The organism is Sphingobacterium sp. UBA2480, from assembly GCF_002341965.1.
GTDB classification, from domain to species: Bacteria; Bacteroidota; Bacteroidia; order Sphingobacteriales; family Sphingobacteriaceae; genus Sphingobacterium; species Sphingobacterium multivorum.
This window is the reverse complement of record NZ_DDPA01000004.1, coordinates 149,685-167,848: the sequence shown is the minus strand read 5'-3', so window position 1 is coordinate 167,848 and position 18,164 is coordinate 149,685. Positions and strand designations below refer to the sequence as shown.

Below are 18,164 nucleotides of genomic sequence, written 5' to 3'. Positions count from 1 at the left end.
GGTCCCCGCTACTAAAAGAAAAAAGCCGAGGTGAATATCTTGGCTTTTTTTGTGCCCTAAATCACGCTATAATACCACCTGTTTTTCAAGATTATCTTTTTCCTGCTCGTCTAAATTTTCATTATCGACTGTCCTGAGGCTGTTAAAAAAAATTGTCTTTCGCTGTTATTTAATCGCTCTAATTTTTTGAAGTTGGATTGCGCTGTAGAATATGTGTTTATGCAATCGTTTGTTTAATTGGCGCAATCGATTTCGTTGTTGCTAAATTTTGATATACTGTCATCATCCTTTAGTTTTAGCATTCATGTACCTAAATTTTGATTAGCACGCTAATCAATTTTTAAACTAACTATTAAATATTATGATTTCAAAGATTCTCGACAATCACAAGTTGAGTCTGTTATCATTAGCTTTACTCATTACAAGTACACACAACTCGGCTAATGCTAATGGTCTTACGTTTCCAGGCAACAATATTTTGTTGAATGACGCGGTTTATCAACAAAAAGTGAATGGAAAAGTGCAGTCAACAGACGGCCCATTGGCTGGTGCAACCATTAGTGTTAAGGGGAGCGCTAAATCGACATCGGCAGGAGTAGATGGACGGTTTACCATAGATGCTAAAAATGGGGATGTACTAGTCGTTACAAGTGTTGGTTATAAGACACAGGAAGTGACGGTGACAGGACCGGTTGTTAACATCAATCTGGAGTCCAATAGTGAAGCACTTCAGGAGGTTGTTGTCGTTGGGTATGGATCACAGCAGAAAAAAGAAAGTTTGACTGGTGCCCTTCAGGCTGTTAAGGGAAACAAATTGCGTGATGTCACTACGCCATCGGTTGAAAACATGCTGAATGGTAAGGCTGCCGGTGTATATGTTGCACCAGGGGCTGGTAAACCGGGGTCAAATGGTGGTGTTGTGATTCGTGGTCAGGCAACCTTAAGTGGCACGACGAGCCCATTGTGGGTTATTGATGGTGTTATCGTCGGCTCAAGCCCAGGTGATATCAATCCAGATGACATTGAATCGTTAACGATTCTAAAAGATGCTGCCTCAACGTCAATTTATGGTTCGCAAGGTGCAAATGGCGTTGTTGTGGTCACAACAAAAAATCCTTCGGCATCCAAAACAAGTATTAGCTTTTCTACAAAAATGGGTATCAACCAGCTTTCCAATGGAAACATGGAAATGATGAATGGGGCTGAACTTTATGACTACTTTGCTTCGTTTTCAAATCCCGCTGATATCAAATTCCCGCGTTGGAATTCGGATTTGCGCAATAGCAACTTTGATTGGTGGAAGCTGGCAACAAAGACCGGATTTGTCCAAAACCACAATTTATCCATTCAGGGAGGAAATGATAAACTACAGTCTTATTTGTCTTTAGGGTACTACAACGAAGCCGGTGCTGTAAAAGGGTATGATTACGATCGTTATAACTTTAGATTACGTACCAACTATAAGCCTTTTGACTGGTTGACCATCAAGCCATCTATTGCCGGTTCGAGACGTGCGGTAGATGATCGTCAATATGATGTCAATGCCATGTATGGAAACCTACCTTGGGATAGTCCATACGATGCAAATGGAAATTTAGTGCCACACCGTTATAGTGGCTGGGTCAATAATGCAAGCACGAATTACTTGTATGACTTGCAATGGAATCATAGTGCCAATACCAATTATGAATTTATGGGTAACTTAGATTTCGATGTCAAATTAACGGATTGGTTGACCTTCTCTTCTGTCAACAATTATCGCTACAATACGTATTCTGACAGTGGTTATCAAGATCCGCGATCAAACAGCGGTGAAAGTGTAATTGGGCGTGTGACGGATTACCGCATGGAGTTTGCGCGTCGTTATACCAACCAAATCTTGCGTTTCAACAAGACCTGGGATAAACATAGCCTGAATGGATTGGCTGCATACGAATTTAACGACTACTGGACAAAAACTTTAGATGCTTACGGAACGGGTATTGTAAATGGTTTCGAGGTATTGGATGTTGTTGCAAAACCAGAACGTACGAAAGGTGGAATTTCCGAATGGGCAGTACAGTCATTCTTGTCGAATGCAAACTATGCATACGATAATAAATATCTGGCACAGGTGTCGTTTCGTCGAGATGGAGCATCCAATTTTGGTACCAATGCGAAATACGGAAATTTCTTTTCAATCAGCGGTGGTTGGAATATCAATAAAGAAGAGTGGTTCAAGGCTGATTGGGTAGATAACTTAAAACTGCGGGCGGCTTACGGATCAGTAGGTAATAGACCGAGCTCATTATATCCACAATATAGCCTTTATTCGGTATCGGCATCATCAAGCTATAATGGAATACCAGGGGCATTAATTAGCCAAATCGGTAATAAAGATCTGACTTGGGAAAAAACATACACAACAGGATTTGGTGTGGATGCAGCCTTATTTAAGAATAGGCTAAGACTTAATGTTGATTATTACGATAAGAAGACTGATAATGTGCTTTATCAAGTGCCGATCAGTGGTCTGACAGGTGTCACTTCTATCTGGAAAAATATTGGTAAGATGCAAAACCGGGGTATTGAATTGACCATCGGTGGCGATATCGTTCGCAATGATAATGTACATTGGAGTTTGGATGTTAATTTAAGTCACAATGTGAATAAATTGACGGAGCTATTTGCGACAAAAGATGCCAATGGTAATCTTGTTTCGAAACCAATTATCGCAGGGGACGGATCAGGGATAGCTGGATCGGCGCAACGTTTGCTTCAACCTGGTTATCCGGTAGATACCTATTATCTAAAAGAATGGGCTGGTGTCAATGTTGATAATGGTTTGCCGATGTGGTACAGATACGAGACAGATGCCAATGGCAATGAAACGAGGACTACAACGTCGAACTATTCCAATGCAACTTTCCGTAATGCAGGAAAAGGAAATGCAGATCTCTTTGGCGGTTTCAGTACAGCCTTAAGTTATAAGCAGTTTGATCTAAATGCCGTGTTCGGGTTCTCTTTGGGCGGTAAGTTGTATAATTATTCGCGCCAAGAATTTGACTCGGATGGAACTTATACCGATCGTAATCAGATGAAGTTACAGGATGGTTGGAGCCGCTGGGAAAAACCCGGTGATGTTGCTACTCATCCGATAGCAAGATACGATAACCAAGATAAAGGTAATTCACCGTCAACACGCTTCTTGGAAAGTAACAATTTCTTAAAAATGAGATCCTTGACTTTGGGTTACAACTTCGATCTGAAAAAGTATAACATCAAAAATTTACGTGTATTCTTAGCTGGAGAGAATTTGTTTACGATTACAAACTACTCGGGTGTTGATCCGGAGCTTCCATTGACTGAACCAGATGGTAAAGGCGGGGGTGGTCAAATGATCAGATCTACAGGCGTTTCTGTATATCCAATGGTTCGTAAATACATGTTCGGCGCAAGTGTGACATTTTAATTTTAACGTTTAGAAAATCAATAATGAAAAAGATATTAATCGGACTTTTGATCGCATCGGCAGTATCCTCCTGCGATATCGATCGTCTTCCTTATACTTCGATGGACGAAGAGAATATTGTGAGTAATCCTGATGCCATGGTAACAGGTACTTATGCGCAGTTAAAAGCTTGGTCCGACCCAATGCACCGTCTTGGTGAATACGCTGGTGATAATATGATGATCCGCGGGTCATCGACAGACGCATTTTACGAATTTATCTCCTATGCGAGAACACCTAATAATTACCGTTTGCAGAACTTCTGGGATAGCGGTTATAAAGCTATCGCGCAATCTTCGAACGTCATTAAGATGTTTGCCGAAGGTCAAAGTGAAGAGATGGATAATAAATTGGGTGAATGTTATTACATCCGTGGAATGATGTATTTTTACCTTTGCCGTGCGTTCGGGAAGCCTTATTACCAAAGTCCCGAGACAAACTTGGGTGTTCCAATTGTCAACGGTACACCTGAAGATGTATTCAATGATTTGAACTTGCCAGACCGTGCGTCTGTAAAAGATACCTATGCGCAAGCAATCAGTGATCTGAAGAAAGCAGAAGCTTTATTGAAGATCGATAAAGGGGCAGTGTATGCTTCAAAGGGGGCGGCACAAGCAATGCTTTCCCGTATATACCTGTATATGAGCGGCACGTATAAAAATCCAAATGCAGAATATGCACGTCTTTCTGTAGAATACGCAGACAAGGTGATTAATTCAGGTAAATATGTTCTATTGGCTCGTGAGCAATTCATGAAATACAATACCTTTAGACCAGAAGATAACAAAGAGACGATCTTTGCGGTGAAACGTGTCGCTTCTGAATTTTCAGGTGATGATCACTATTATGGTATTGGTGGTATGTACTCCAATATCGGTGGTATGGGCTGGGGCGAGATGTATTCCAGTGCCAAGTACATTGATTTATTAAATGAAACAGGTCGCAATGACTGGAGACCTGATCATTATACGATTGTCGATGCACGTGCGGCCTTTATTGAACCTACTTATTCCAAAGATAAGGCCGGCAAATACTCAACTGTGTTTCGATTTATCAAACAAGATATACCTGCGAAAGCCGGTGATCCTAAAACAATGAGCTATCTGCAAATTCCAGTTGTAATTAACGGAAATACTGTTGTTGCACGAGAAGTCAAAAAGATAGGTGATAATGAGGTTGTTAAAGAATATACATTGACGGCAATTAATGCTAATCAACAGACCTATTCAATTACTTATGAAGATGGCAATACCTACTCCGGTATGATCGATTACTATATTTCCTTAAACCGTGCTTATCCACAATTCTATATTGTGAAATGCTCACGTGAAGGCGAGGAGTCGCAATTGCACTCACCTGTAATCAGCCGCTTGGGTGAAATTTATTTAAATCGCGCAGAGGCTAATGCAAAATTAGGTAATTATGGTGCTGCGCTAAATGATTTAAATACCATCAGAAATCGTTCTATTGTCAATGGGGGATATACTTCAATTGATGCTACCAATGCAAGTAAACTGATCGACAAAGAGCGTCAGTTGGAATTGGCTTACCAGGCTGAACGCAGTTATGATGTGTTTCGTAATGGCTTGCCGTTAAATAGAACTTATCCTGGGCCACAAAAACAATTTGAGGATATTGTGCCGACAGATTTTAGAGTGACTTATTTTATTCCACAGGATGCGATCAATTCATATCCAGGGAAATTGACTCAGAATCCAACGTCTAATTAGGCGAATATTGATAATTTAAACCCTATAAATGGCTTTACTTCACGGTAAAGCCATTTTTGTTTTTGTGTCGCGATAATCCCTTTCGAATCCGTATCTTTGTTCCCTTAAGTATATTTTTAGCATAAAAGTGCCACCTGCTGTGATAGTGGGTGGATCAAATAAAATAAATATGGCAAATATTGTTGCAATTGTTGGTCGTCCAAATGTTGGTAAATCTACCTTATTCAATCGTCTTACAGAAAGTAGAAAAGCGATTGTTGATGACTTTAGCGGGGTGACGCGCGACCGTCATTATGAAACAGCCGAGTGGATCGGAAAGAAATTTACAGTAATTGATACAGGTGGTTTTGTACATGGTTCGGATGATGTCTTTGAAGAGGCTATTCGTGATCAGGTCTATATCGCTATTGAAGAAGCTTCGGTCGTTATATTCATGGTGGATGTCACCACTGGCATTACCGACTTGGATGACGAAATCGCTGATATTCTGAGAAGAAGTTCTAAGCCCGTGTATGTCGTGGCTAATAAAGTCGATCACGCTAAATTGCACCATGAATCGGCAGAGTTTTATGCTTTTGGTTTAGGTGAGGTTTTTAATATCTCGTCGGCTACAGGATCCGGTACAGGTGAATTGTTGGATGCTGTTGTTTCTCATTTTGAAGTGGAAGAGGAAGAAGAAGAATCTTTACCGAAATATACCATCGTGGGGCGCCCGAATGTGGGTAAATCCTCCTTGACAAATGCCTTGATCGGCAAAGATCGCAATATTGTAACGCCAATGGCCGGGACAACACGTGATTCAATCCGTATACATTACAATCAATATGGACATAACTTTTTATTGATCGATACTGCTGGTCTTCGTCGTAAGTCCAAAGTAAATGAAGATATTGAGTTTTATTCAGTGATGCGTACCATCAAAGCTTTGGAAGATTCTGATGTGACAATTTTAATGCTTGACGCACAGGATGGATTAGAAGCGCAGGACGTTAATATTTTCAACTTGGCGGAGAAGAACCGCAAAGGTATTGTCATTGTTGTCAATAAGTGGGATTTGATCGAAAAAGACAATAAGACAATGAAGGCTTTCGAAGATCGTATCAAAGAGAAAATAGCACCATTTACAGATGTGCCTATTATCTTTACTTCCGTAACCGAAAAACAACGTGTCCTTAAGGTGTTGGAAGTTGCTGATAAGGTATATGCTAATAAGACGAAAAAGATCCCTACTTCCAAGTTGAATGAAGTGATGTTGGATATTATCGAGAATTATCCACCGCCATCCTTAAAGGGTAAATATATCAAAATTAAATATGCAACACAGTTGCCTGGACGGACACCGATGTTTGCATTCTTCTGTAATCTGCCACAATACATCAAAGATCCATACAAACGTTTTATTGAAAACAAATTGCGTGAGCACTTTGACTTTACAGGTGTGCCAATTCAAATATATTTCAGACAAAAATAGATTTCCAAGCAGCGATTAAACATGGACCATAATCTCTATTTATACAATACGCTTTCGCGAACAAAAGAAAAATTCGAACCTATTCATCCCAACCTCGTTGGTATGTACGTATGTGGACCCACCGTATACAGTGATGTGCATTTGGGTAACTGTCGGACGTTTGTGTCTTTTGATTTGATTTTTAGATACTTGCGTCATCTTGGTTATAAAGTGCGTTATGTGCGCAATATTACAGATGCGGGGCATTTGGAAGGCGATCGTGATGAAGGGGATGACAAATTTGCAAAAAAAGCAAAATTGGAACAATTGGAGCCGATGGAAATCGTTCAAAAGTACACGATAGGTTTTCATGACGTATTGCGTCTTTTCAATACGTTGCCACCGAGTATTGAGCCTACTGCGACAGGACATATCTCCGAGCAGATCGAAATGATCGAACAGATTATCGAGAATGGTTATGCCTATGAGCGGAATGGTACAGTCTATTTTGATGTTGAAAAATACGTTGAAACATACGATTATACGATATTGACCAATCGTAAATTGGAGGATATGCTCAATAATACCCGTGAATTGAGTGGTCAGGATGAGAAAAAGGGGCGTTTGGATTTTGCCTTGTGGATCAAAGCAAAGCCTGAAACGATTATGCGTTGGCCCGCACCTTGGAGTGTTGGCTTTCCAGGTTGGCATATCGAATGTTCGGCCATGAGCAGAAAGTACCTAGGTGATCAATTTGATATTCATGGCGGTGGAATGGATTTGGCAGCAACCCATCATACCAATGAAATTGCACAGTCCGAAGCATGTAACCATACGAGCCCTGCCAAATATTGGATGCACACGAATATGTTGACTGTCAACGGTGCGCGTATGTCCAAATCTGCAGGGAATGGATTTTTGCCGGGCGAGCTATTTACTGGAAATCATCCCTTATTGAATAGAGGCTATTCGCCGATGGCTGTACGTTTCTTTATGTTACAGGCCCATTATAGAAGTACGTTGGATTTCTCCAATGAGGCGCTGGATGCGGCCGACAAGGGGTATAAAAGGCTGATGACTGCAATCAGTCTATTAGACAAATTGAAGGTGTCGAAAGGTGCTGATTCATTCAATTTGGCTGAAATTCGCCGTAAATGTTACGCGGCTATGGATGACGACTTTAATAGCCCTGTACTCATTGCTGAATTGTTTGAAATTGTACGTATCATCAACTCGATTTATGATGGTAAAGCGAAAGTAACGGCAGAAGGATTGGAGGGCCTTAAACTATTCATGAAAGAATTTGTAGAGGATATTCTAGGCCTTCGAAACGATCAGACTTCAGCATCCGATGATATCGATGACGTCATGAATCTGGTCATCAAGCTACGTAATGAAGCAAAAGCAAATAAAGACTTCGTCACCTCAGATCGTATTCGTGATGAGCTTAATTCTATTGGAATTCAATTGAAAGATAGTAAGGAAGGAACACTTTGGAATAAGATTTGATAGATAAGAAATCGAATTTATACAAGAGGAATGCAATGGAATATTCTTATTGGGAAAACACGTTATCTGTGGAAACCAATGGATATTTCATATCACCTTTAAAAGAAAGATCATTTTGCATATGAATTTTTGGAATAGGCTATCCGTCGTCGCATTGATGAGTGTTGCTGGTACAACACTATATGCGCAGATACCTGAGAAAGTTGGAAGCCTATTGCAGGCCGATAAGGATGCTGCTGCATTGGCGAAAGCGTCTACGCCACACCAGGCGTTTCTTTCGATCATTGATAAGGAATCTACGTTTTATGTCCCATCGGCAGTAAATGCCTATAACTATCTGAATAATAGACCAAATATTCCCGATGTTTTAAATTGGCAGCCTACCTTTGCGTTGATTGCTAAAAGTCAGGAGTTTGGTGTGACTTCGGGGTCTATGGACTTTCAGAAAGTAGGTGCAAGATTGCGCCATGGAGAATACTTGACTGTCTGGAAACGCAACAAAAAAGGTAAGTGGCTGGTCGATATTCGTGCCGAAGTTGAAAACAACGGGAACGACGGGGAGTTTGATCTTGAATATATCGAACCTACCGACTCGTGGTATCTGAAGCATCGTTCTAAAGTACGCTTAAACCAGCGTGAAGATATTGTCCTGGAGACAGACAAATTGATGTCAACCGTTTTGAAAGCCGACAATCCAACCGCATATAAGGAGTTTTTAAGTGAGGATGTCCGGTTTTTGTTCCCTTGGACCAATCCGATGGAAGGAAAGGCTAAAATGATGGCCTATCTCAAAAAACAACGCATGACGATAGAGACAGTCCCCGAAGAAGTAAAACGTTCATATAGTGGCGATTTTGCCTATACCAAGGGAACTGCAACGGTGCGACAAAAGGATAAGGTGGTGAAGTATAATTATATTCGTATCTGGCAATTGAGTGAATTAGCGAAGGATGATGTGAAGAAAGCGAACTGGAATATTCTGATCGAGATGATGTTTGAGAAATAATAGGACGATTGCAACATAAAAAAAGGGCTTGAATATATACTATTCAAGCCCTTTTTTATAGGATAAGTGTATTGTACACTTATTGTTTTTTCCATTTTTTCAATCCTTCACTCTGACCGAAATCATCACTGATATTGATGTAGGTGGTCTTCAATTTATCATCGAACCATTTGCTCAGATTACGATTGGTTTTATCCTGAACGGCGGCTTCTTTGATCTTTGTGAAATCCTCGTCCAAGTTCGCTTTGTGCGGTGGTATACGTGTTTTCAGGTAATTGAAACGGTAACCAACATCGCCCATTTTGTCTGTAAATTGCTCTGGTTTGGAGTATTCTCCCGGTTTTAGCGGATCGATCGCTGTAAATACTGATTTCTCCAAGCCATCCATAGGAATTACGGTTGTGCGGCTTGAACCCTCTTGATTTAGGATCATACCACCATTGAATTTACTCTCCTCCGCATCAGAATAATTTGTAGCGGCATGATAGAAATCCATTTTTTTGTCAACGACCAATTTATAGATACTGTCCAATTTATTTTTTGTTCGTTCTAATGCTGCAGGGCCAGGATTGATCTTCATCAGGATATGGCGTGTGTGTACCTCTTCGCCACGTCTTTCCAGCACCTGAATAATATGAAAGCCATATTTGGATTCGACAATAGGTGATATTTCTCCCGGTTTTAATTTAAAAGCCATGGCAGAGAATTCTTTGACATAATTATCACGTGTACCAAAGCCTAAATCACCGCCATAGGGGGCAGATCCGGGATCTTGAGAGTATATACGAGCCATTGTACCAAAGTCGGAGCCATCTACAATCTGTTTGCGGATACCTTCAATCTTCTCGCGCTGTTCCTTTTTCTCTGCATCGGTCAATTTGGGCATCATGACAATTTCACCGATTTCTACCTCGGTATTGAAGTAAGGGAGACTGTCTTTATTCAAGCCCTCAAAATAACGCTTTACTTCCAATGGAGTCACATCTATTTTGGAAACGATGTTTTGTCTCATTTTCTGTGCTTTTAATTGCTCGAAAACACTGGGACGCATCTCTTCTTTGTATTGTAATAAGGAACGGTTGAGGAATTTTTCAAGACGTTCTTGCCCTCCTGCCTGTTGTGACATGTGGCGCAGACGCGCATTGAGGTTGTCATCCACTTCGGTCTCGGTTACATCGATGGAGTCAATTACGGCTTGTTGTGATAATAATTTTTGGACAATTAACTGTTCCAATATACCATCTTTATAGTTTTCATCTGGTTTATTCCCTTGCGCCAACCATTGAGAATATTGCATATCCACGTCGGACTGTAAGATAATGCCCGATCCAACCGTTGCTACAACGCGATCAATAACTTGACGTTGCGCAAGACTGGCCTGAATTGATGCAAAAAGCAATAAAAACAATATATAAATGTTTTTTTTCATCCGTATAAATTATTTATGATATTTATGAGTGATCTTCATGTGTATAAATGAACTCGTTTCACTCGGTTATTTGTTCATCATTTGTTTTTTGTCACAAGCATTCACGCTGCCTTCGGCGGTATGCGTAGTATTTGTGTTCAATATATACTTTTTTGAACAACAGCACAAAATTATCAGATTATATGAATTATTCGTACTTTTATTTAACAATATTTTTGTATTCCCAATATTTTAAATGGGTGATTTTGGAATTGTTAAAATTGATGTGCTAAAATACGCATTTGCCTATTAGAAAGGACGGTTTTAACCAAATTTAACAAGTCTATTGACGATATTTACGCCTATAAAATGGCGGGGTTTTAGATCCTCACACTGCGGAATGAATGGGGAAATTTGAGTGGGATCTCGTATAATTTAGAAACAAACTTGATGTAACGGCTCATTCAACAAATGAGTAGCTACATTTATAAAATAATTTCAATGAAAAAAGCATTTGTTTATTTGATGACAATTTTACCTCTGGCTAGTTTTGCGCAACAGATTCCCATGTTTGTGGGAACATATACGAGTAAAACCGCGAGCAAGGGCATCTATATTTATAATTTTGATGTTAAAACTGGTGAAACAACCTTGTCGAGCACACAAGAAAGTAAAGATCCATCCTTTTTGGCGCGAAATAATAACTTTATTTATGCCGTTAATGAGGTTCCAAATCAAGAGGGGACTGTTTCTGCCTATTCTTTTAAGGACGGTCATTTAACTTTTCTAAACTCACTTCCTTCTGGAGGGGAGTCGCCTTGTTTTGTTGAAGTACATCCGAAGGGTAGCTTGCTCGCTGTGGCAAATTATACAGGCGGCTCTGCAGCTTTGTTTGATTTAGAAAGTAATGGTGTGTTAAGCAAAAGAGCGCGTTTAATACAACACGAGGGTAAGGGGGTGGATCCCGTACGCCAAGAAAAGCCACATGTACATTCTACTTTTTTCTCCAATAAAGGGGATAAGTTGTACGTCCAAGATCTTGGTTTGGATGAGATTTCTATTTATCCGGTGAATAAAGCGGGAAATGTCTATAGTCTTGCTGATGAATCGGAAGATGTCTTTACTCCAGCTGGAGGAGGACCACGTCATATCGTGTTTGATAAGAAAGAGAAATTCCTATATGTCGTCCTGGAAATGACCGGTCAAATTGCATCGTATAAGAAAGATGGAGATGCATGGATGTATCAAAGTACTTTTGATATCAACCCCGAAGGTTTTAAAGGAAGTAACGGTGGAGCTGATATTAAGATCTCCGCTGATGGAAAATTTCTGTATGCGACCAACCGCGGCGATGCCAATACAATAGCTACTTTTTCGGTAGAGAAGGACGGCGAATTGAAGAAAATTTCTAATCTTTCAGTGAAAGGCAAAGGACCACGCAATTTCAACCTTTCTCCGGACGGGAAATATCTTTTGGTCGCAAATCAATATACCAATAACATTGTTTTGTTTAGCCGGGATGCCAAAACGGGTTTGTTGACAGATACTGGAAAAGAAATCGCTGTACCAGCTCCTGTTTGTATTATATTTTAATCCAGAAAGGACGTTCTAATAAGAAGAAGATTTTTAGGAATAACTGTATAGGCTTTTCTTAAAAATCTTCCTTTCGACAATCTAATTTACCTTCCTTTTCGAGATCATTTAAGGTGGTACCCTTCCATGTTTTCACACGCTGTATATAAGCTGCTCTGCCAATCATGTGTGCGGCAACCGGAGCCGTTAGGATCAGAAAAAATCCAATGGCTATAGCCTTGGTTGTTACGGATACATCCGGGAAGGTCATGGCCGCACAGATGAGTAAAAGTCCCACACCCAGCGTTGCTGCCTTTACCGTAACCGAAAGGCGTAAATAAAAATCGGGCATCCGCAAGATGCCAATAGACGCAAATAGTATGGCCAATGCCCCGATGGTACTGAGTATGGCTAAAGTAATATCAATCATCTTTGCTTTGTTTTTCTAAATAAAATGAAAACGCGATCGTGCCAAGAAATGCGATCAGTGCCAAGATCATGGCAATGTCTAAAAACACTTCCTGCGACGTTCGTATACTATACACGGTAATAATGCCGATCCCGATGGTGATAATGAGATCGAGGGCAATCACACGATCAAATATCTGAGGGCCTTTATACAGACGAATAAAAGCCAGTATGACTGAAATAGTCAGGATCGGAAGGATCACATAATCAAAGTAGCTATTTAAAGTCATCTTAAGAGTTCTAAAAGTCTTCGTTCAACATTATTTTTAAGGGTAGAAACAAACTGTTCTTTGCTTTTCATGTACATGACGTGAATAAAGAGCGTTTTTTTATCTTCACTTACGTCGAGGATAAGTGTGCCGGGTGTCAACGAAATAAAGGTTGAAAGCAGGTTTATTTCCAAATCGGTTTTTGCATCCATGGGGTATTTAACAATCGCCGGTTTGATAAAAAACTTGGGTGTTATCACGTCGTAGGCAACCTGCACATTGGCGACAATCATTTCCCACAGGAAAAAAAGAATAAAACTCAATGTTTTGGGTACCCGATAAAAGTAGCGTTGATCCACCTCATTTCTGTTCATCAACCAGAGGATACCAAATCCCAACATAAAGCCGAATAGGAAGTTGGTATAGTACATCGATCCCGTCAGTGCGACCCAGATAAAGGATAACATGAGGTTCATTAAAAACTGTTTAATCATATCATTTCTGCCCTCCTAATACAGCGTTTATGTAAGGTGATGTGTCCAATAATTGTGTAGCGATCTGATCTGCGACATGGATAATTGATTCGGCGTTGAGTCCGATATATAGGGACGCTGATGCCAAAATAACGACAGGAAGTATGAGCATTGTTCTTTTATAGCCGATCATGCCCGCAAATTTATCCTCAATGATTTCCGGATCGGGGGCATCTTTCCAGAATACCTGTGCCCACATTTTGGCGATGACAAACAAGGTGATAAAACTGCCAATGATCAGAGCTCCCGCGAAAGCATACTTCTCTAGGTGAAAGGCATCTTTGAATAGATAGATTTTAGGCCAAAAGCCCGAGAGCGGTGGGATGCCCACCAGTGAAAAAAGAACAATGGCAAAAAGCAATGAGATCTTTGGGTATTGCGCATAAAGTCCGCCCAGTTTATTCATATCCATGGTACCACGGAGTTGTCGTATAACACCGGCGATGAGGAATAAATTCGTTTTGACCATGATATCATGGATCAGATAGAAAACGGCGCCCAATAAAGCCCATTTGCTATACAAGCCTAATCCGCCAATCATAAAACCAATATGGCAAACGATCAAATAGGAAAATAACCTCCGGATATTGGATTTGATCAATGCACCAAAAGCGCCCGTCAGAATAGTCAATATAGCCAGTACGATAAGGAGTTCTTTGGTAAAATGATTGGGAATAAATAATAGGGAAAAGACCCTGAACAAGGCGTAAATCCCAACTTTGGTCAATAAGCCCCCAAATGTCGCTGCTACGGCCGAAGGCGGCGTATGGTAAGAAGAGGGTAACCAGAAATAGAGTGGGAAAACGGCGGATTTAATGCCAAAACCGATCAGGAAAAATGTTGCTGTAATTTCTACTAATGCCTGATTTTGTATTTTGGGGATACGCAGGGCTAAGTCGGCCATGTTTAAGGAACCTGAAATGCCATAAAGTATGCCTATTCCGGTTAGGAAAAATGTGGAGGCCAGGATATTCATGGCCATATATTTTACAGCCCCCTCCAATTGGGATTTTCTACCCCCTAAGGTCATCAGTACAAAAGAGGAAATAATAATGACTTCAAACCATACGTACAGGTTGAAGATGTCACCTGTCAGAAAGGCGCCGTTAAGTCCCATCATCAAAAAGTGAAAGATCGGGAAATAGCCGTAGAGGATGCGCTGGCGTCCCACACCGACACAGGAAAAGATGGAGACCGCCAGCCCTGCGATTGAAGTCAGGAGAACAAGGGTACTGCTGAATAGGTCGGCAACAAAAACAATCCCAAAAGGAGCTTTCCAATTGGCCGCATTCATGGTCAAAATACCACCGTCATAAACCTTGAAGAATAGTTTAAAGGCAAGAATGAGTGCAAGCAAGCTTCCACCAACGCTCAGAAAACGTTGTGCAGTGGATTTGCGCCACAACATCAGTTGGACAATAGCAATAAATAAATGCACGATAATCGTGGCAATAATGTGGTTGTCTATCATATATCTTCTTCCTCAGGCGTGTTCAAATCATCCAGATCATCGGTACCCAGCAATGCATATACACGCTTGAGTAAAACGATGGCAAAGGAGGTCAGGCCAAAGCTGATCACGATGGCCGTTAAAATAAGGGCTTGCGGAATCGGGTCCGCATAAATATCGGTGAATACCTTCAAATCGGGACCTATAATGGGTGGTTTACCTTTAATAATATTTCCCAATAAGAAGATCAATATATTGGTACCATTGCCCAGTAACATAATACCCAGCAACAATTTCACCATGCTTCGACGCAGGATGAGGTATATTCCGGCAGCATAAAGGATGCCGATCAAGAGTACGAGTATCAGTTCCATTATTATTCTTCTTCTGTCGTTAAAGCAATTGTAAATAAAATCGTCAGGACAACGCCAATGACAACAAAGTACACACCAAGGTCAAAAAATAAGGCGGTTCCTATCATCCCGATGACGGGAATTTTCTCTTCCAGCCAAAGCCCGGTCATGACGGGATAACCAAAAAATGCAGGTAGGAACATACTGATGGCCGAAATTCCCAGTCCGATGGGGATGAGTGACAGGGGTTTGTATTGAATCAATTTCATGGTATTTTGAGGGCCAAAGGCAAAACTATGCAGGACAAAAGCAATCGAAGCAACCAGGCCGCCCACGAAACCTCCGCCTGGGTAATAATGCCCCCGGAGTAGAAGGAACACCGAGAAAAGTAAAAGTATTGGTAATAAATACCGCGTAGCGGTCTGTAATATTGTACTGTTCATTTGTTATTATTTAGCAATGAGTTGTCCGCTCATTTGTGCATCACCTTTATCTATCATTATTCTTTGTCAGAGGACTTTAAACGTAATTTTAATAAACTATATACCCCCAGTGCAGCGATACTCAATACCACAATTTCAAACATGGTGTCAAAACCTCTGAAATCGACAAGTATTACATTGACGACATTTTTTCCTTTAGCAAGCACATAGGCGTAATCGCCATAGAAATCACTGATATTTGTGGTTGTTGGTTCGTGCAGAACTCGAAGTGCGACCATGGAAAGCAAAATTCCAAAAACGATAGCGACAATGGCGTCACGAATGATGGTGCGCCGGTTGGCCAGGTTCAGGAAAGAAGGTAGTTTAAAGAGTACCAATACGAAGAGTACCACAGTAAGGGTATCGATGGTAAACTGTGTCATCGCTAGATCTGGAGCACTGTAAAACACGAAAATAAGACATATAGCATAACCTACAACACTGGTGGCTACTACGGCTGTTAAACGGGATGAGGTGCGGATGGTGAGTACAATGGCGCCGATCAAAATGCAGACTGTGGTGACTTCGTAGAAACTCACCGGAGATAAGGTTTCCCATTTAATATGGAGTGGCCCACCCAGGTATAGTTGGTAGGCGATGAGTAATTCGGCAAATAAGATAATTTTCAACAGATACGAACGCAAATAGCCGTTGTGCATTTTGCTGGTGAAAAAAGTAGAGAATAAAACAATTTCCTGAGCACATAATCGAATGATATATTCAGGCGAAATCTTATTGAAATTTGCAATCCAAGCCAATTTTTTAGCACTGGGTCTGTTTGCGAAATAAAGTAAGGTACCCGCGGCAATTGTAATAGCGCTTAATAGCAGGACTAAATTAAAGCCATGCCAGATTTTCAGTTGAAAAGTTTCCGGTTTTGCAAGTATGCTTACCGCGGTTGGCCCTGCAATCCAGTCGCCGATAAGTCCTGGGATACAGCCAAAAGCAACACCGAGGACGGCTAAAAGTAAAGGCGGGATCCACATGGCTTTATAGGGTAGGTGGATTTCATGAAATTGCTCGGGCAACTTACCCATAAAAGGTTTGATGCCGGCCATAAATCCAGCAGAGACCAGGAGTATATTGGTTGCTACTGCAGCGACGGTCAAATAGAGAAATAAATCAGGTGTGGCATGTAGTGTTGCCTCATAAATCAGATCCTTTCCAATAAACCCAAATGTAAGTGGAATACCGGCACTGGAAAGTGCCGCTAGGAAACCTGCTATAGCGACAGGCATTAATACCTTACGTAGCCCCCGTAAGATGGTAAGATCCCGCGTTCCCGTTTCATGGTCTATAATCCCCGTAATCAAGAATAAGGCAGCTTTATACAAGGCATGTACGAGTATAAAGACACTTACTGCGATAACGGCATCCTTGGTGCCTAGTCCCAACAAAAATACTAAAATACCGAGGGCGGATATGGTTGAATAGGCGAGTACTCCCTTGAGGTCTGTTCTAAAAAGCGAATGGAATGCAGCATAAAGCATCGTGAAACCACCAATGGCCATGAGGGAATACGTCCAGATCGGGTTGCCCCCAAGAATTGGTGAAAAACGGGCCAAAAGATAGATTCCTGCCTTAACCATCGTTGCCGAGTGTAAGTAGGCTGACACTGGCGTTGGCGCCTTCATGGCACCGGGTAACCAAAAATGGAAAGGGAATTGTGCTGATTTCGTAATTGCTCCAAGTGTTATGAGGGCAAAGACCAGGGGAAATAGTGGATGTTGCTGAATGAGGGATACTTTGTCGATGAGTGCTGTAATATGGTAAGTACCCGCAATATTACCCAGCAAAATAAAACCTGCCAGTAGAAAAAAACCACCCAGACCAGTAATGGAAAGTGCAGTTAATGCGCTTTTGCGCGAATCATTTTTGTCATTGTTAAATCCAATGAGAAAAAATGAGCTGATCGAGGTTAGTTCCCAAAAGATGAAGAGCAACAGCATATTGTCCGACAGGACTAGCCCCAGCATAGCCGACATAAAAAGGCAGAGGTAGCCAAAGAACCGGTCGATATACCGATGACCTTTGAGATAGGCATTCGCGTAGAAAAAGATGCAAGCTCCAATCCCAGTGATCAATAAGGCGAAAAGTAGGGATAGTCCATCTAATTTAAAATCCAGATTGATGCCTAAGGAGGGCACCCATGGTGTTGATTGCACGAAATAGGAGCTTTGACCAATAGGTACGATATACTGCGCAAAGTATAGAAATAGAAGTACCGGTAAGAATGCGAGAATAAAACCCCATCTGGTTTTTAGGAACCGACCAAATGGAACAATAAGGCTCGATGTTATTAATCCTGACAGAACAGTAAATAGCATTTAGTCTTTGTTTTAATTTTTAACCTTCAATATTTCATCGTTGCCAATGCTTATATGGCGATGAAGGTTTTTTGAAAGTTTACAATATAATAAAAAAAAGCGAAAAAATGCTAGTTTTTGATCATTTTCCCGCTATATAAAGGATGAAAAAGGGGATTTTGTTTTGGGTATTAGAAT

At 40.9% G+C, this 18,164-nt stretch carries 14 protein-coding genes; 6 read left to right on the top strand and 8 right to left on the bottom strand.

What is annotated here, in order from left to right; translation table 11 throughout:
• Positions 1 to 361: 361 nt before the first annotated feature.
• The 5 genes from B3600_RS08210 to B3600_RS08190 all read left to right on the top strand — a co-directional run bounded on the left by B3600_RS08210 (position 362) and on the right by B3600_RS08190 (position 9,185).
• Positions 362 to 3,451: a SusC/RagA family TonB-linked outer membrane protein gene (locus B3600_RS08210; protein WP_286752660.1), complete on the top strand. Its 3,090-nt coding sequence runs from the start codon at positions 362 to 364 to the stop codon at positions 3,449 to 3,451.
• Between the two features lie 23 nt (positions 3,452 to 3,474).
• Positions 3,475 to 5,220: a RagB/SusD family nutrient uptake outer membrane protein gene (locus tag B3600_RS08205; protein WP_115046555.1), complete on the top strand. Its 1,746-nt coding sequence runs from the start codon at positions 3,475 to 3,477 to the stop codon at positions 5,218 to 5,220.
• A 169-nt stretch (positions 5,221 to 5,389) separates the two neighbouring features.
• Positions 5,390 to 6,691, top strand: a complete 1,302-nt coding sequence (der, locus tag B3600_RS08200) for a ribosome biogenesis GTPase Der (RefSeq protein ID WP_112375434.1) — start codon at positions 5,390 to 5,392, stop codon at positions 6,689 to 6,691.
• A 21-nt stretch (positions 6,692 to 6,712) separates the two neighbouring features.
• Positions 6,713 to 8,179 (top strand): cysteine--tRNA ligase, encoded by a 1,467-nt coding sequence (gene cysS / locus B3600_RS08195; protein WP_112374933.1) that lies wholly within the window; start codon positions 6,713 to 6,715, stop codon positions 8,177 to 8,179.
• Between the two features lie 121 nt (positions 8,180 to 8,300).
• A complete protein-coding gene (locus tag B3600_RS08190; protein ID WP_112375433.1) occupies positions 8,301 to 9,185 on the top strand; it encodes a DUF4440 domain-containing protein in 885 nt (294 codons plus the stop codon).
• Between the two features lie 79 nt (positions 9,186 to 9,264).
• Here B3600_RS08190 and B3600_RS08185 read toward each other — a convergent pair whose 3' ends face one another.
• Entirely contained in the window at positions 9,265 to 10,614 is a 1,350-nt protein-coding gene (locus B3600_RS08185; protein WP_112374932.1) for a peptidylprolyl isomerase, read from the bottom strand.
• A gap of 480 nt (positions 10,615 to 11,094) precedes the next feature.
• On the opposite strand from B3600_RS08185, the gene B3600_RS08180 reads away from it, so the two are divergent.
• The gene (locus B3600_RS08180) at positions 11,095 to 12,186 is read left to right on the top strand and encodes a lactonase family protein (protein WP_286752659.1); all 1,092 of its coding nucleotides are present in this window, start codon (positions 11,095 to 11,097) and stop codon (positions 12,184 to 12,186) included.
• Positions 12,187 to 12,244: 58 nt separating this feature from the next.
• Here the strand turns inward: B3600_RS08180 and mnhG are convergent, their stop codons facing one another.
• From mnhG to B3600_RS08145, 7 genes are read right to left on the bottom strand one after another with little or no spacing between them, the layout of a single operon-like run.
• Complete coding sequence (mnhG, locus tag B3600_RS08175) at positions 12,245 to 12,595, bottom strand: monovalent cation/H(+) antiporter subunit G (protein ID WP_046671613.1); 351 nt, start codon at positions 12,593 to 12,595, stop codon at positions 12,245 to 12,247.
• Positions 12,588 to 12,863, bottom strand: a complete 276-nt coding sequence (locus tag B3600_RS08170; RefSeq protein WP_046671612.1) for a monovalent cation/H+ antiporter complex subunit F — start codon at positions 12,861 to 12,863, stop codon at positions 12,588 to 12,590. Before B3600_RS08170 ends, mnhG begins: the two co-directional genes overlap by 8 nt.
• On the bottom strand, positions 12,860 to 13,318 hold the full coding sequence (locus B3600_RS08165) for a Na+/H+ antiporter subunit E (RefSeq protein ID WP_227550155.1): 459 nt from the start codon (positions 13,316 to 13,318) through the stop codon (positions 12,860 to 12,862). Before B3600_RS08165 ends, B3600_RS08170 begins: the two co-directional genes overlap by 4 nt.
• Positions 13,319 to 13,337: 19 nt before the next feature.
• Complete coding sequence (locus tag B3600_RS08160) at positions 13,338 to 14,846, bottom strand: proton-conducting transporter membrane subunit (RefSeq protein WP_112374930.1); 1,509 nt, start codon at positions 14,844 to 14,846, stop codon at positions 13,338 to 13,340.
• Entirely contained in the window at positions 14,843 to 15,199 is a 357-nt protein-coding gene (locus tag B3600_RS08155; protein ID WP_046671609.1) for a Na+/H+ antiporter subunit C, read from the bottom strand. Before B3600_RS08155 ends, B3600_RS08160 begins: the two co-directional genes overlap by 4 nt.
• A gap of 2 nt (positions 15,200 to 15,201) precedes the next feature.
• Positions 15,202 to 15,621 (bottom strand): Na+/H+ antiporter subunit B, encoded by a 420-nt coding sequence (locus B3600_RS08150; protein WP_075994294.1) that lies wholly within the window; start codon positions 15,619 to 15,621, stop codon positions 15,202 to 15,204.
• 56 nt (positions 15,622 to 15,677) lie between these two features.
• On the bottom strand, positions 15,678 to 17,987 hold the full coding sequence (locus B3600_RS08145) for a putative monovalent cation/H+ antiporter subunit A (RefSeq protein WP_286752658.1): 2,310 nt from the start codon (positions 17,985 to 17,987) through the stop codon (positions 15,678 to 15,680).
• Between the last annotated feature and the right edge of the window lie 177 nt (positions 17,988 to 18,164).